This window comes from Shinella fusca (genome assembly GCF_014203155.1).
Classification (GTDB): domain Bacteria; phylum Pseudomonadota; class Alphaproteobacteria; order Rhizobiales; family Rhizobiaceae; genus Shinella; species Shinella fusca.
This window is the reverse complement of the sequence record NZ_JACHIK010000007.1, coordinates 47,927-62,065: the sequence shown is the minus strand read 5'-3', so window position 1 is coordinate 62,065 and position 14,139 is coordinate 47,927. Positions and strand designations below refer to the sequence as shown.

Below are 14,139 nucleotides of genomic sequence, written 5' to 3'. Positions count from 1 at the left end.
GACCTTAAATGCGGCGATTTAAGGGGTCGTTAAGAAGCGGTGAACGCGCTCCGGGCGATTTTAACGGAACCGGGCGGCCCGAAGGCCGCCCGTATCCTCGCCTCAGAAGTAGGGCGAATAGCACTGCTTGCGCGGGCCGTAATTGGGCTGGAACGTGTTGTCGTAGGCCCGGTACGAGCGATAGCGCGCATAGCACCATTCGGTATGGCGCGGGTTGATGCCGGCTTCGCGCGGACGGGAATAGCCGTCGTTGGCGATTGCCCCGCCGATGATCGCGCCCGCGCCGAAGGCGGCCAGCGGATACCACCAGCCGTCCGAATGGCGCCGGTAGCCGTGGCGAGAATGCCGGTAGCCGCGATGGCCGTGATACCAGCCGCCGCGATGGCGATACTGCACGTCCACGACGTCGGACGCGCGCGACGCGTCGACCTTTGCCATCGGCATGGCGAAGGCCGGTGCGGATACGAAGGACGTGGCGAACATGGCAACCGCCACCGCGGTGGAAAGGCCCGTCTTGATCGATATCTTCATGTCGGTCTCCCTTGGGTTGTCGTCTCACACTTGTTCAGACGGTTCATAGCATGAAACCATTCGCCTGAACGCGGAATGAACCGGGAAGGATCCACCCGTTTCAATCTTCGGTTTCACGCGCCCGGGCGAGATAGCGCTGCCGCTCGAAGACGAGGATGACCACCAGCGCCATGACGAAGGGAATGATGAGGTAGAAGAGGCGGAAGACGGCGAGCGCAGCCAGCACCGCCGCCGGGTCCATGTCCGGCAGGCCGGCGATGAAGACGAGCTCCAGGACGCCGATGCCGCCCGGCGCATGCGAGAGCAGGGCGACGGAAAAGGAGGCGAGGAAGATGCCGAGCACGACGAAATAGCCCGGATTGCCCGCCGCCGGCAGCACGAAATAGATGATCGCCGCCGCGCCGATGAGCTCGATGGGCGCGATGACGAGCTGGCGGAAGGCGAGCGAGGGCTTCGGATATTCGAGCTTGAGCCAGCGCGTGTTGATCGGCCGGAAGCCGACGAGGCTGCCGACGACATAGAGCGCGACGAGCGCGAGGATGAAGAGCCCCGTCGAGAAGGCCGCCTCGATGGGCAGGAAATCGGCGAAGCGCTCGACGATCTGCGGCTCGAAGACGAGGACGAGGCCGAACAGCATCAAGGTGCCGAGGACGAAGGTGAAGGAACAGAAGGCGACGAGCAGGCCGACCTCCGAGCCGGCAAGCCCCTTCGACGTATAGGCGCGGTAGCGCACCAGCGCGCCGGAGAAGACCGAGGCGCCGATATTGTGCGACAGCGCATAGGTGGTGAAGGAGGTGACCGTGATGAACCACAGCGAGATGCGGTGGCCGAGATGTTCCAGCGCCAGGTGGTCGTAGGCGGCAAGCGCCGCGTAAGCGACGAGCGTGGCGAGGCAGGAAAGCAGCCAGCCCGACAGCGGGATCGCCTGGAGGCTCGCCATGAACGCGTCGAGCGAAAGACCCCTCAGGTCCCGGTAGAGGATATAGACGGAAAGGACGATCGCCGCAGTGCTGACAAGCGGCCAGAAGAGTTTCCCCAGCCGCTTCATTCCATCCTGCCCCCGGTCTTCAATGCCATCGCGTACCGTTCCCATCCGCGGGCTTCGGGCCGGTCGAAGCCGGCCCGGCCCGTCTGTCCGCCCTCAACGGGCGGCAAGCGCCGCAAGGATGCGCACCCAGGAGCGGATGCCCTTCTCGAAGGACCGGAGATCGTATTTCTCGTTCGGCGAATGGATGCGGTCGTCCGACAGCGCGAAGCCGACGAGCAGGGATTCCATGCCGAGCATCTTCTGGAAGTCGCCGACGATCGGGATCGAGCCGCCCATGCCGATGACGACGGCGGGCTTCGGCCATTCGTCGGAGAGCGCGTCCTTCGCCTTGCCGAGCAGAGCCGAATCGTAGGGAAGCTGGATGGCCGGCGAGCCGCCATGGGCGTGGAAGGAGACCGAGCAGTCGGCCGGGATCTTCGCACGCACATAGGCGCGGAAGGCGTCGCGGATCTTCGCCGGATCCTGCTTGCCGACGAGGCGGAAGGAGACCTTGGCCGAGGCTTCCGCCGCGATCACCGTCTTGAAGCCTTCGCCGGTATAGCCGCCGGTGATGCCGTTGACCTCGGCGGTCGGGCGCGCCCAGGTGAGCTCCAGCACGGACCGGCCCTTCTCGCCCGAAGGGATCGACAGGCCGATCTCGCCGAGGAAGCTTTCGGCCGAGCTGCCGAGCTTTTCCCAGGCGGCCTTGATCTGCGTCGGCGTTTCCTCGACGCCGTCGTAGAAGCCGGGAAGCGTCACGCGGCCGGTCTCGTCGTGGAGGCCCGCAAGCACGTCGGCGAGGATGTGGATCGGGTTGGCCGCCGCGCCGCCGAAATAGCCGGAATGCAGGTCCCGGTCGGCCGCCTTGACGACGATCTCCTCGCCGACGAGGCCGCGCAGGCCCGCCGAGATCGCCGGCGTATCGGCGTCCCACATGCTGGTGTCGCAGACGAGGGCGAAATCGGCCGTCAGCTCGGCGGCATTGGCTTCGAGGAAGGGCTTCAGCGAGGGAGAGCCGGACTCCTCCTCGCCCTCGAAGAGGATGGTGACGCGGCAGGGCAGCGCGCCGACGGTTTCCTTGTAGGCGCGGCAGGCTTCCACGAAGGTGAGGAGCTGGCCCTTGTCGTCGGAGGTGCCGCGGCCGGTGATGATGCGCCGGCCGCCCTCGACCTCGCGCACCGCCGGATCGAAGGGATCGTGGTCCCACAGGTTCAGCGGATCGACCGGCTGCACGTCGTAATGGCCGTAGAAGAGGACATGCGGCGCATCGGCCTTGGCACCCTCGTGGTGGGCGACGACCATGGGATGGCCGGGGGTATCGCGCACCGTCGCGTCGAAGCCCAGCGAGCGCAGCTCCTTGACCAGCCATTCGGCCGCCCGGCGGCAATCCGCCTTGAAGGCCGGATCGGTGGAGATGGATTTGATGCGCACCAGCTCGAACAGGCGTTCGAGGCTGGCCGGGATATCGGCGCTGGCGCGATCGAGGACGGGCAGAATGTTGGTCATGTCGGTATCCTTCAATGCATGCTGCGCGAAGGCGGCCCCGCGGCGGCGGCATGCGGCAAATCAGAATGATTTTCGCGGCGACATTAGACCGATCCCGTCGGCAAGGGCAAATCGTATGACGGCCCTGCGACGGTCAGGGGCGAACGTCGCGTCCGAGATTGGCCAGCACCATGCGCATGTATTCGAGCAGGAGTTCCCGCTCGAAGCGGCGGAAGCCCTGGAAAAGCGCGTCCTCCGTGGCGCTCGCCGCGGCCATCGCGCTCTCGCGCAGCGCCTTGCCGCGCGCCGTCAGGAAAACCAGCTGCGCACGCCTGTCCCGGGGGTGGCGGCGGCGCGAGATAAGCCCGTCGCGCTCCATGCGCGCAAGCGTGTTGGCCATGGTCGCCTGTTCGATGTCGAGCCTGTCGAGGAGTTCGCGCTGGGTGAGGCCGTCGCCGCCCCATAGTTCCAGCAGAACCGGGAACTGGCCGGGCGCAAAGCCGGCCCCGTCCGCCCGCGCCTGCAGCGCGCGGGAGGCCCCCTTCGCCAGGAGATTGGCGAGGTAGGCTGCCGAATCCTTCCGGTCAAACTCCATGGCAAGAAGCTATGCCGGTTTTCAGACGATGACAACGATGGATCGCAGGCGATGCAACCCCTCAAACGCGGGAAGCCGCCGACGACAGGAGGCTTGTCGCGGCGGCTTCTTCGCAAATGTTGGACAAAGGCCCGGAGAGGGGGATAAGGCCTTTGTCCTTGTCTGGCGCGGCGGGGGACAGGCCGTTATGCCAGACACGGCTTGATCAGGTGCCGATGAGGAATATCTGTGGGTCCGAATGTGGCTTTTCAAGGGATTCGAAGGCCCGCGAAAATTACAAATCGGTAACGTTCGCGTGAGGCTTCCGGGCACCCTTCGCCCGCAATGAAAGATGGACGCGACAGGCCGCCCGCGCTATCCATTCACCCCATGAAAAAAGGTGATCATCTCTTCCTCGTCGACGGCTCCGGCTTCATCTTCCGCGCCTTCCACGCCATCCCGCCGCTCAACCGAAAGTCGGACGGTTTGCCGGTCAATGCCGTCTCGGGCTTCTGCAACATGCTGTGGAAGCTCCTGAAGGATGCGCGCAACACCGACGTGGGCGTGACGCCGACCCATTTCGCGGTCATCTTCGACTATTCCTCAAAAACCTTCCGCAACGATCTCTATGACCAGTACAAGGCGAACCGCACCGCGCCGCCGGAAGACCTGATTCCGCAGTTCGGCCTCATCCGCCACGCGACCCGCGCCTTCAACCTGCCCTGCATCGAAAAGGAAGGCTTCGAGGCCGACGACCTGATCGCCACCTATGCCCGCCTTGCCGAGCAGGACGGCGCGGACGTCACCATCGTCTCCTCCGACAAGGACCTCATGCAGCTCGTGACCGAGAACGTCTCGATGTATGACGGCATGAAGGACAAGCAGATCTCCATTCCCGAGGTGATCGAGAAATGGGGCGTGCCGCCGGAGAAGATGATCGACCTCCAGTCGCTGACCGGCGATTCGACCGACAACGTGCCGGGCGTCCCCGGCATCGGCCCGAAGACCGCCGCCCAGCTTCTCGAAGAATACGGCGATCTCGACACGCTGCTCGCGCGCGCTGAGGAGATCAAGCAGGTCAAGCGCCGCGAGAACATCATCGCCAGCCGCGAGCTCGTGCGGCTCTCGCGCCAGCTCGTCACGCTGAAGACGGACACGCCCCTCGACACGCCGCTGGACGAGCTGATCCTGCATCCGCAGGACGGCCCGAAGCTCATCGCCTTCCTGAAAGCCATGGAGTTCACCACGCTGACGCGGCGCGTGGCCGAAGCGTGCGACTGCGACGCCGGCGCCATCGAGGCGGCGAGCGTGCCGGTGGAATGGGGCGCTGCGGCGCACGGCCCGGACCTCGACAAGGGCGAGGCCGCCGGCCGGCCTTCCGCCCTCGACGGCACGGAGACGGCGGCGGAAGCCGCCGCGACGCTGCTGCCGGCCGCCGTTGCCGGCGACCTTTCGCCCACAGCGCTGGCAAGGAGCCGCGCGGAGCGTTTTTCGGCGGCGCCGATCGACCATTCCACCTACGAGACGGTGCGCGACCTCGAAGCGCTCGACCGCTGGATCGCCGCCGCGCGCGAGGCCGGCCTCGTCGGCTTCGACACGGAGACGACCTCGCTCGACGCCATGCAGGCGGAACTGTGCGGCTTCTCGCTCGCCATCGCCGACAATGCGAAGGACCCTTCCGGCACCGTGATCCGCGCCTGCTACGTGCCGCTCAACCACAAGACGGGCGTCGGCGACCTCCTCGGCGGCGGCATGGCCGATGGGCAGATCCCCATCCGCGCGGCGCTGGAGCGGCTGAAGGGCCTGCTGGAGGACCCGTCGGTCCTCAAGGTCGCGCAGAACCTCAAATACGACTACCTCGTCATGCGCCGGCACGGCATCACCGTTCAGGGCTTCGACGACACGATGCTGATGTCCTATGCGCTGGATGCGGGCGCGGGCACGCACGGCATGGACACGCTCTCCGAACGCTGGCTCGGCCACAAGCCGATTTCCTACAAGGAGGTGGCCGGCTCCGGGAAGGGCGCGCAGACCTTCGACATGGTCGACATCTCCCGCGCCACCGCCTATGCGGCGGAAGACGCCGACGTGACGCTTCGCCTCTGGCATGTGCTGAAGCCGCGCCTTGCGGCCGAGCGCATGACGGCCGTCTACGAGCGGCTGGAACGCCCTCTGGTGCCCGTGCTCGCCCGCATGGAGGAACGCGGCATCACCATCGACCGGCAGGTGCTCTCGCGCCTTTCCGGCGAGCTCGCGCAGGGCGCGGCAGGCTTCGAGGAGGAAATCTACGAGCTTGCCGGCGAGCGCTTCAACATCGGCTCGCCCAAGCAGCTCGGCGACATCCTCTTCGGCAAGATGGGCCTTCCCGGCGCCTCCAAGACGAAGACCGGCCAATGGTCGACCTCCGCGCAGGTGCTGGAGGACCTTGCCGCGCAGGGCCTTCCCCTGCCGCGCAAGATCGTCGACTGGCGCCAGCTCACCAAGCTGAAATCCACCTATACCGACGCGCTGCCCGGCTTCGTGCATCCCGACACGAAGCGCGTGCACACGTCCTACGCGCTCGCCGCGACGACGACCGGCCGCCTTTCCTCCTCCGATCCGAACCTCCAGAACATTCCGGTGCGCACGGCAGAAGGGCGCAAGATCCGCACGGCCTTCATCTCGACGCCCGGCCACAAGCTGGTCTCGGCCGACTACAGCCAGATCGAGCTGCGCGTGCTCGCCCATGTCGCAGACATCCCGCAACTGAAGCAGGCCTTCGCCGACGGCATCGACATCCATGCCATGACGGCCTCCGAGATGTTCGGCGTGCCGGTCGAGGGCATGCCTTCGGAAATCCGCCGCCGGGCCAAGGCGATCAATTTCGGCATCATCTACGGCATCTCCGCCTTCGGCCTTGCCAACCAGCTCTCCATCGAGCGCTCGGAAGCCGGCGAATACATCAAGAAGTATTTCGAGCGCTTCCCGGGCATCAAGGACTACATGGACACGACGAAGGCCTTCGCCCGCGAGAACGGCTATGTGGAGACCATCTTCGGCCGCCGCGCGCATTACCCGGAGATCAAGTCGTCCAACCCCTCGGTGCGCGCCTTCAACGAGCGTGCCTCGATCAACGCGCCGATCCAGGGATCGGCGGCCGACATCATCCGCCGCGCCATGATCAAGATGGAGCCGGCGCTTGCCGCGGCCGGCCTTTCCGCCCGCATGCTGCTGCAGGTGCACGACGAACTGATCTTCGAAGTGGAGGACGGCGAGGTCGAGAAGGCCATCCCCGTCATCGTCGACGTCATGGAGAACGCCTCCATGCCGGCGCTGTCGATGAAGGTGCCGCTGAAGGTGGACGCGCGGGCCGCCACCAACTGGGACGAGGCGCACTGACGGCCGGAAATCCGCGATGGGCGCCGCCCGGCGGCACGTTCTGCGTTTATGGCTAACGAGGCCTCAACGGGACGGAACCGTCTCGTCGGGGCACAGGCGCCTCCTCGCCCGATGTCCTCGAAAACCGGCATTCTTCGCCCTTTCTTCATGATGTTCCGAAACGGATCGTTCCATCCCGATCCAGCCTGCGGAGGCGCTTCACGAAATCTTATCCATGTCCTTTCAACCGATCTTATCAACCGCCGGTTATGGATGTGCGGAACGATAAGCCGATGGCCTCCCCGGCCGGCAAAGAAAGCGATGGAGAAGAAGATGAAGCAGACGATTCGTGAAATCCTCGGCAAGCACGGCGGTCTTCCGGTTCCGGTCGATACGCTCGCGGACGATGCCGATCTCTATGCGGCGGGTCTTTCCTCCTTCGCCTCCGTGCAGGTGATGCTCGGCATCGAGGACGCCTTCGACGTCGAGTTCCCCGACAACCTCCTCAACCGCAAGTCCTTCCAGAGCATCGATGCGATCACGCGGGCGGTCTCCGGCCTTGTCGGCAGCGCGGAGGCCGCCGAATGACCGTCACCGTCGGAAAGGGCCTTGCCGAGCGCGCCGAGCGCGTTTCCGCCGTGGCCGCAGCGCATGCCGACGACGTGGACGCCAGGGCCCGCTTCCCGCGCGAAGCCGTCGACGCGATGATCGCCGAACGGCTGCTCTCCATCCAGATCCCCGCAGCCCTCGGCGGCGAGGATGCCTCCCTTTCCGAGATCGCGGAAGTCTGCTCGCTGATCGGCCAGTCCTGCTCGGCGGCGGCCATGGTCTTCGCCATGCACCATATCAAGCTGTCGAGCCTCGTCTCGCACGGCGCGGGCGACGCCTGGCATTCCGCCTTCATGCGCCGCGTCGCCGGCGAACAGTTGCTTCTCGCCTCGGCGACGACCGAGGGCGGCATCGGCGGGAATCTCCGCAACAGCATCTGTGCCATCGAGATTACCGGCGACACCTGCCGCCTGACGAAGGATGCGACCGTCATCTCCTACGGCGCCCATGCCGACGCGATCCTCATCACCTCGCGCGCCCATGCGGACGCCGCCTCGACCGACCAGGTCATGACCGTCTTCACCAAAGACCAGTACACGCTGGAGCAGACCCATGTCTGGGATACGCTCGGCATGCGCGGCACCTGCTCGGACGGCTGGCTCTTCAAGGGAGAGGCGCCGAAGGAGCAGATCCTTCCCAAGCCCTTCGCCGAGATCGCGGCGCAGTCGATGCTCGCCACCTCGCATCTCTTGTGGAGCGCCGTCTGGTACGGCATCGCCGTCAACGCCGTTTCCCGCGCGCAGGCCTTCGTGCGCGCCGCCGCCCGCAAGAGCCCCGGCGTGACGCCGCCCGGCGCGCTGCGCCTTGCGGAAGCCGTAAACCTCCTCCAGCTCGTCAAATCCAACACCATTGCCGGCCTCAAGGAATACGAGGCAGCCAAGGCGGATCCCGACCGGCTTTCCTCCATGGGCTTTGCCGTGGCGATGAACAACGTGAAGATCGCGTCCTCCGAAACGATCCTTGCCATCATCAACCAGGCGATGCTGATCTGCGGCATCATGGGCTACAAGAACGGCACGCCCTTCAGCCTCGGCCGGCACCTGCGCGACGCGCATTCCGCCCAGCTGATGATCTCCAACGACCGCATCCTCGGCAACACGTCGAACCTCCTGCTTGTCCACAAGCAGGACACCAGCCTGATCGGGTGACACCATGGACATGCAGACTTCCCTTCTCGACCGGCTCTTCGATTCCGGCCTTCTCATCGACACCGGCGTCGAGGGCCTTTACGGCCGCTCGGGCGCCTTCGAGGACGTCATCGCCCGCTTCGAGCGGCTGGTCGACACTTATGGCGGGGCCGACGGCGCGGAGGCGATGCGCTTTCCGCCGGGCATGAACCGCGCGCATTTCGAGACCTCCGGCTACATGAAGAGCTTCCCGCAGCTTGCCGGCACCGTGCACAGCTTCTGCGGCGGCGAGCTCGACCACATGAGCCTCCTGCAATGCATGGAGGTCGAGGGCGACTGGACGAAGGACCAGAAGGCGACCGACATCGTGCTGACGCCGGCGGCCTGCTATCCGCTCTATCCGACGATCGCCAAACGCGGCCGCCTGCCGGCAGGCGGCGGGCTCTACGACCTGCAGTCCTACTGCTTCCGCCACGAGCCCTCCAACGACCCGGCCCGCCAGCAGCTCTTCCGCATGCGCGAATATGTCTGCATGGGCACGCAGGAGCATGTGACGACCTTCCGCCAGACCTGGATGGACCGGGGCCTCGAAATGATGGCCAAGGTCGGCCTCGACGTGACGATCGATGTGGCCAATGACCCGTTCTTCGGCCGCGCCGGGCGCATGCTCGCCAACAACCAGCGCGACCAGAACCTGAAGTTCGAGCTGCTGATCCCGGTGACGTCCACCGCCAAGCCGACGGCCTGCATGAGCTTCAACTACCATCAGGACGCCTTCGGCGCGAAATGGGGCCTCAACCTGGAAAACGGCGACGTCGCGCATACCGCCTGCGTCGGCTTCGGCCTGGAGCGGATCGCGCTCGCGCTCTTCGCCCGCCACGGCCTCGACATCGCCGCCTGGCCGACGGACGTGCGCAACGTGCTGGGATACCAGGACTGACATGGCTGCCGTCTTTCCCGGGCTCGACCCCGCGACCTACCGGCCGCACGCGCTGCACGACGCCGAGCGCGCGTGGCCGGAGACCAACTGCTATGTCGACCTCTGGATCGAGGTGCTGAACGCTTTCGGCACCCGGCCCGAGGCGATGCTGGGCTTCTCCTTGACGCAGGATTTCGAGGGCGACCAGTTCACCTTCTTCAAGGTGCCGCTGGAAGACCTCGAAGCGCTCTACGGCATCCGCTCGACCGAGCTTGCCATCTTCGACCGGGTGGAGGGCCATGTCGAAACGCAGATCGCGCGCGGGCGCCTCTGCCTCGTCGAGATGGACAGCTTCTACATGCCGGACACCCGCGGCGTCGCCTACCGCCAGGAGCACGGCAAGACGACGGTGGCGATCAACCGGCTGGACCTTCAGGCCAAGCGGCTCGACTATTTCCACAATGCCGGCTTCTTCCGGCTGGAGGGCGAGGATTTCGACGGCCTGTTCCACCTGAACGACGGCCCGGAGGACCTGCCCTTCCTGCCCTATACGGAATTTGCGAAGTTCCCGGAAAAGCGCCCCGACGACGCTCACCTGCGCCGCGAGGCGGGACGCCTCCTCGCCTTCCATTTCGCCCGGCGCCCGGCGGAAAATCCCGTCGCAGCCTTCGCAAAGGTCTTTCCGCAGCAGGTGGAGGCCGTGGCGGACCGGCCGTTCGGCTTCTTCCACAAATACGCCTTCAACACGCTGCGCCAGCTCGGTGCCAATTTCGAGCTGGCCGCAAGCCATCTCGACTGGCTCGGCCTCGACAATGGCGATGCCGCGCGCAAAATCTCGGAGACGGCAAAGTCCGTGCAGTTCCAGCTTGCCCGCGCCGTGACCCGCCGCAGGTTCGACCCGCTGGCAACGGCGCTCGACCCGGCCATCGAGGCGTGGGATACTCTGATGTCGAGCCTTGCCGCCCGCATCGACTGAAGGAGAGGGAATGCCCGATACCGGAAAAGCGCTTTCCACCGGCTGGCGCATGGCCCTGCTGCCTGCCGGCAGCGCGGCCGACCCGTCGGCGCTGAATGGCCTTTCCGGTTTCATCGACGCCCCCGTGCCCGGCACCGTCGCCGGCGCCCTCGAACGCGCCAGCCGCTTCGACCGCGCCGCGCCCGAACCGCTCGACCATCTCGACGCCTGGTACGTGCTCGACCTTGCCGGCGAGGCGCCCGGCGAGGCCATGCTGCATTTCGACGGCCTCGCGACGATCACCGAGATCTGGTGGAACGGCGCGCTCGCGCTTTCCTCGGACAGCATGTTCGTGCGCCACACCCTGCCGGTCACGCTGACCGGCGGGGACCGCCTCGCCCTCTGTTTCCGCGCGCTGAAGCCGCACCTCGAAAAGCGCGGGCCCCGCGCCCGCTGGCGCCCGCAGATGATCACGCCGCAGGGGCTTCGGCTCGTGCGCACCACCCTCCTCGGCCGCATGCCCGGCTGGTGCCCGGAGGTTCATGCCGTCGGCCCGTGGCGGCCGGTGCGCCTCGCCCGGCCGGCGCCCGCCGTTCCAACGGATATCCGCCTCTCCGCACGGCTTCACGAGGACGGCAAGGGCCGGCTGGAGATCGGCTTTTCGCTCGACGGCGCGGCAACGCCGACCGTGGAATGCGCGGGCGTCGCCGTCGAGGCGATCCCGAATGGAGAGCGCAGCTTCAGCGCCAGCCTCGTGATCCCCGATGTCGAAGCCTGGTGGCCGCGCACGCACGGCACGCCGGTCCTGCACGACATTACCCTGACGGTGGATGGAGTGCGCCATTCCCTCGGCCGCACCGGCTTTCGCCGCATCGAGATCGACCGCGGCGCGGACGGCCGGGATTTCGCGCTCATCGTCAACGGCCGGAAAATCTTCTGCCGCGGCGCCGTCTGGACCACTGCCGATATCGTCGATCTGCCCGGCACGCGGGAGCGCTACGAACCGCCGCTGAAGCTCGCGGCGGATGCAGGCATGAACATGCTGCGCATCGGCGGCACGATGGCTTACGAGACGCCGGACTTCTTCGCGCTCTGCGACGAGCTCGGCATCCTCGTCTGGCAGGATTTCCAGTTCGCCAATTTCGATTATCCGGCGAACGATCCCGCCTTCATCGAGAACGTGCGCACCGAAGTCGCGCAGTTCCTCGACGCCGTTGCCGCCTCGCCATCGCTCGCCGTGCTCTGCGGCGGCAGCGAGATCGACCAGCAGGCGGCAATGCTCGGCCTGCCGGAGACGGCATGGGCCGGGCCTTTGACACGCGATATCCTGCCTATGCTTTGCGCCGCGCACCGGCCGGACGTGCCTTACGTGGAAAATTCGCCGAGCGGCGGGGCCATGCCATTTTCGCCGAATGCCGGCGTCACGCATTATTACGGCGTCGGCGCCTATTGCCGGCCGCTGGATGACGCGCGCCGCGCCGAGGTGCGCTTTGCCGCCGAAAGCCTCGCCTTCGCCAACGTGCCGGAGCAGGCGACGCTCGATGCGCACCTGCCGGTGCCGGCCGTTCACGATCCGCGCTGGAAGGCCCGTGTCCCAAGAGATCGTGGCGCGTCCTGGGATTTCGAGGACGTGCGCGACCACTATCTCGGCCTTCTCTATGAAATCGATCCGGCGCGTCTTCGCCGCGAGGACCCCGCGCGTTATCTCGACCTTTCCCGCGCCGCCGTCGCCGAGGTGATGGAGGCGACCTTCGCCGAATGGCGCCGGGCGCAATCGACCTGCAACGGCGCCCTCGTCTGGACCTTCCAGGACCTTCTGCCCGGCGCGGGCTGGGGCGTGGTCGATGCGACGGGCCTGCCGAAATCCGCCTGGCACGCGCTGCGCCGCGCCTTCCGCCCGGTGCAGCTTGCGCTTTCCGACGAGGGCACCAACGGCCTCGACGTCCACGCGATCAACGACAGCGCGGAGGAGCGGCGCCTGACGCTGGAACTCTCCTGCCTGCGCCACGGCCGCCAGCCGGTCGTTTCCGGCCGCCGGGAGATGGCGCTTGCGCCGCACTCCGCCGAGACGCTGCCGGCAACGAGCCTTTTCGGCGCCTTCTTCGACACGACCTATGCCTTCCGCTTCGGCCCGCCGTCCCATGGCGTGACCGTCGGCCGGCTTCTCGACGAAGAGGGAGCGGTGATTGCGGAAGCCTTCCATTTCCCGCGCGGCCGCACGGCGGCGATGACGCCCGCCAGCTTGTCGGCGACGCTTCGGCAGGATGCGGCAGGCTGGGTGCTCGACCTTTCGGCGGATCGTTTCACCCAGTCCATCGCCATCGAGGCCGAGGGCTTCCTGCCATCGGACAGTTGGTTCCATCTCGCGCCCGGCGGCGTGAAGACGATCCGCCTTGCCTCGCGCGCCGGCACCGATCCGGCCGCAAAGCCCACGGGAGAAATCCGCGGGCCTAGCATCGAGGCCATCGTCTCGTTCTGACGGAACCACAGGAAATCACCGATGATTTCCTGTGGTCGAAGGATTTAGAAGAAAAGGTAGAGCGGCCACTGGATGGGCCGGCGGGAGGCGGAAAGGCGGCTGCCTTCGAGCGGGAGCCTGCCTTCGGTCGCCGTGCCCGGCGCCGTCTCCGTCTCGCGGCGCGCGCCTTCGGTCTTCGGCTGGAAGCCGGGCGGGTAGAGGTTGAAGTAGCCGAGCGTCACGCCACCGAGATACATCATGCCATCGCTTCCGTGCTGGTTAAGGGTCCGGTCATCATCATGGCGAAATCGTGGCAGCAGTCAATAGTCCATAAAATTGGTGCGCTATTACGCCCTTGATAGGGCCGGTGCGGAAGGGCTACGAAGACCCCCGTGTACACGCTGGACCGCACCGAAATCTTCGAGCAGGACATCCGCAAGAGCCGGTTCCTCGCCATTGCCTGCCCCGTCGAGAGCGAGGCGGAGGCGAAGGCGCGGCTGGCGGAAATCTCGGATGCCTCGGCAAGCCACAATTGCTGGGCCTGGCGCATCGGGCAGGCCTATCGCTTCAGTGACGACGGCGAGCCGAGCGGCACGGCCGGCAAACCCATCCTCCAGGCCATCGACGGGCAGGACCTCGACCGCACGCTGGTCGTCGTCACGCGCTGGTTCGGCGGCATCCTGCTCGGCAGCGGCGGCCTGATGCGCGCCTATGGCGGCACGGCGGCGGCGTGCCTTCGCGCGGCGGCCAGGACGGAATATGTGGAGCGGGCCGCGCTTTCCGTCTCGCTCGGCTTTTCGGACCTCGCGCTGGTCAAGGCGCGGCTTTCCGCCTTTGCCGGGCTGGTGATGGACGACGAGGCCTTTCACGAGAGCGGCGCGCGGCTTTCCTTCCGCGTGCCGGCGGAAAAGGCGGAGGAAATCGGCCGTCTGATCGTGGATCTGACCAGCGGACGGGCCGAAATCGGCAATTGAAGGCTGCAATCGAAATAAAATCGCCTTTCCACGCCGCGCCGCCCGGGGAGAACGGTTTGGCGCGGTGGCCGGCACTTGCCGAACGGCATCTTGCCACAAGGGAAAACGGCGCAAAGATGCGCT

The 14,139-nt window shown here is 66.4% G+C and carries 12 protein-coding genes; 7 read left to right on the top strand and 5 right to left on the bottom strand.

Annotation, left to right across the window (positions count from 1 at the left end):
• Positions 1-102: 102 nt before the first annotated feature.
• From HNQ66_RS11890 to HNQ66_RS11875, 4 genes are all read right to left on the bottom strand, one after another.
• On the bottom strand, positions 103-531 hold the full coding sequence (locus HNQ66_RS11890; RefSeq protein ID WP_184144370.1) for a BA14K family protein: 429 nt from the start codon (positions 529-531) through the stop codon (positions 103-105).
• 100 nt (positions 532-631) lie between these two features.
• Positions 632-1,579: a lysylphosphatidylglycerol synthase domain-containing protein gene (locus HNQ66_RS11885; protein WP_184144369.1), complete on the bottom strand. Its 948-nt coding sequence runs from the start codon at positions 1,577-1,579 to the stop codon at positions 632-634.
• 93 nt (positions 1,580-1,672) lie between these two features.
• The gene (locus HNQ66_RS11880) at positions 1,673-3,064 is read right to left on the bottom strand and encodes a dipeptidase (protein WP_184144368.1); all 1,392 of its coding nucleotides are present in this window, start codon (positions 3,062-3,064) and stop codon (positions 1,673-1,675) included.
• Between the two features lie 133 nt (positions 3,065-3,197).
• Complete coding sequence (locus HNQ66_RS11875; RefSeq protein WP_184144367.1) at positions 3,198-3,638, bottom strand: MarR family winged helix-turn-helix transcriptional regulator; 441 nt, start codon at positions 3,636-3,638, stop codon at positions 3,198-3,200.
• A gap of 369 nt (positions 3,639-4,007) precedes the next feature.
• Between HNQ66_RS11875 and polA the strand changes: the two genes are divergently transcribed.
• From polA to HNQ66_RS11845, 6 genes are all read left to right on the top strand, one after another.
• On the top strand, positions 4,008-6,995 hold the full coding sequence (gene polA, locus HNQ66_RS11870; protein WP_184144366.1) for a DNA polymerase I: 2,988 nt from the start codon (positions 4,008-4,010) through the stop codon (positions 6,993-6,995).
• Between the two features lie 312 nt (positions 6,996-7,307).
• Positions 7,308-7,562, top strand: a complete 255-nt coding sequence (locus HNQ66_RS11865; protein WP_184144365.1) for an acyl carrier protein — start codon at positions 7,308-7,310, stop codon at positions 7,560-7,562.
• Positions 7,559-8,731, top strand: coding sequence for an acyl-CoA dehydrogenase family protein (locus HNQ66_RS11860; protein WP_184144364.1), 1,173 nt, complete (start codon positions 7,559-7,561; stop codon positions 8,729-8,731). Before HNQ66_RS11865 ends, HNQ66_RS11860 begins: the two co-directional genes overlap by 4 nt.
• A 4-nt stretch (positions 8,732-8,735) precedes the next feature.
• Positions 8,736-9,650 (top strand): amino acid--[acyl-carrier-protein] ligase, encoded by a 915-nt coding sequence (locus tag HNQ66_RS11855; RefSeq protein ID WP_184144363.1) that lies wholly within the window; start codon positions 8,736-8,738, stop codon positions 9,648-9,650.
• 1 nt (position 9,651) lies between these two features.
• The gene (locus HNQ66_RS11850) at positions 9,652-10,605 is read left to right on the top strand and encodes a DUF1839 family protein (protein WP_184144362.1); all 954 of its coding nucleotides are present in this window, start codon (positions 9,652-9,654) and stop codon (positions 10,603-10,605) included.
• 10 nt (positions 10,606-10,615) lie between these two features.
• Complete coding sequence (locus HNQ66_RS11845) at positions 10,616-13,063, top strand: glycoside hydrolase family 2 protein (protein ID WP_184144361.1); 2,448 nt, start codon at positions 10,616-10,618, stop codon at positions 13,061-13,063.
• Between the two features lie 44 nt (positions 13,064-13,107).
• On the opposite strand, the gene HNQ66_RS11840 is transcribed toward HNQ66_RS11845, so the two are convergent.
• Entirely contained in the window at positions 13,108-13,302 is a 195-nt protein-coding gene (locus tag HNQ66_RS11840) for a hypothetical protein (RefSeq protein WP_184144360.1), read from the bottom strand.
• A 132-nt stretch (positions 13,303-13,434) separates the two neighbouring features.
• Between HNQ66_RS11840 and HNQ66_RS11835 the strand changes: the two genes are divergently transcribed.
• Positions 13,435-14,016: a YigZ family protein gene (locus HNQ66_RS11835; protein WP_184144359.1), complete on the top strand. Its 582-nt coding sequence runs from the start codon at positions 13,435-13,437 to the stop codon at positions 14,014-14,016.
• Positions 14,017-14,139: the final 123 nt, after the last annotated feature.

Bases quoted from the DNA above. Each gene is read 5' to 3' on its own strand.
- HNQ66_RS11890 (WP_184144370.1), bottom strand. From the start codon at position 531: ATGAAGATATCGATCAAGACGGGCCTTTCCACCGCGGTGGCGGTTGCC.
- HNQ66_RS11885 (WP_184144369.1), bottom strand. From the start codon at position 1,579: ATGAAGCGGCTGGGGAAACTCTTCTGGCCGCTTGTCAGCACTGCGGCG.
- HNQ66_RS11880 (WP_184144368.1), bottom strand. From the start codon at position 3,064: ATGACCAACATTCTGCCCGTCCTCGATCGCGCCAGCGCCGATATCCCG.
- HNQ66_RS11875 (WP_184144367.1), bottom strand. From the start codon at position 3,638: ATGGAGTTTGACCGGAAGGATTCGGCAGCCTACCTCGCCAATCTCCTG.
- polA (WP_184144366.1), top strand. From the start codon at position 4,008: ATGAAAAAAGGTGATCATCTCTTCCTCGTCGACGGCTCCGGCTTCATC.
- HNQ66_RS11865 (WP_184144365.1), top strand. From the start codon at position 7,308: ATGAAGCAGACGATTCGTGAAATCCTCGGCAAGCACGGCGGTCTTCCG.
- HNQ66_RS11860 (WP_184144364.1), top strand. From the start codon at position 7,559: ATGACCGTCACCGTCGGAAAGGGCCTTGCCGAGCGCGCCGAGCGCGTT.
- HNQ66_RS11855 (WP_184144363.1), top strand. From the start codon at position 8,736: ATGGACATGCAGACTTCCCTTCTCGACCGGCTCTTCGATTCCGGCCTT.
- HNQ66_RS11850 (WP_184144362.1), top strand. From the start codon at position 9,652: ATGGCTGCCGTCTTTCCCGGGCTCGACCCCGCGACCTACCGGCCGCAC.
- HNQ66_RS11845 (WP_184144361.1), top strand. From the start codon at position 10,616: ATGCCCGATACCGGAAAAGCGCTTTCCACCGGCTGGCGCATGGCCCTG.
- HNQ66_RS11840 (WP_184144360.1), bottom strand. From the start codon at position 13,302: ATGATGTATCTCGGTGGCGTGACGCTCGGCTACTTCAACCTCTACCCG.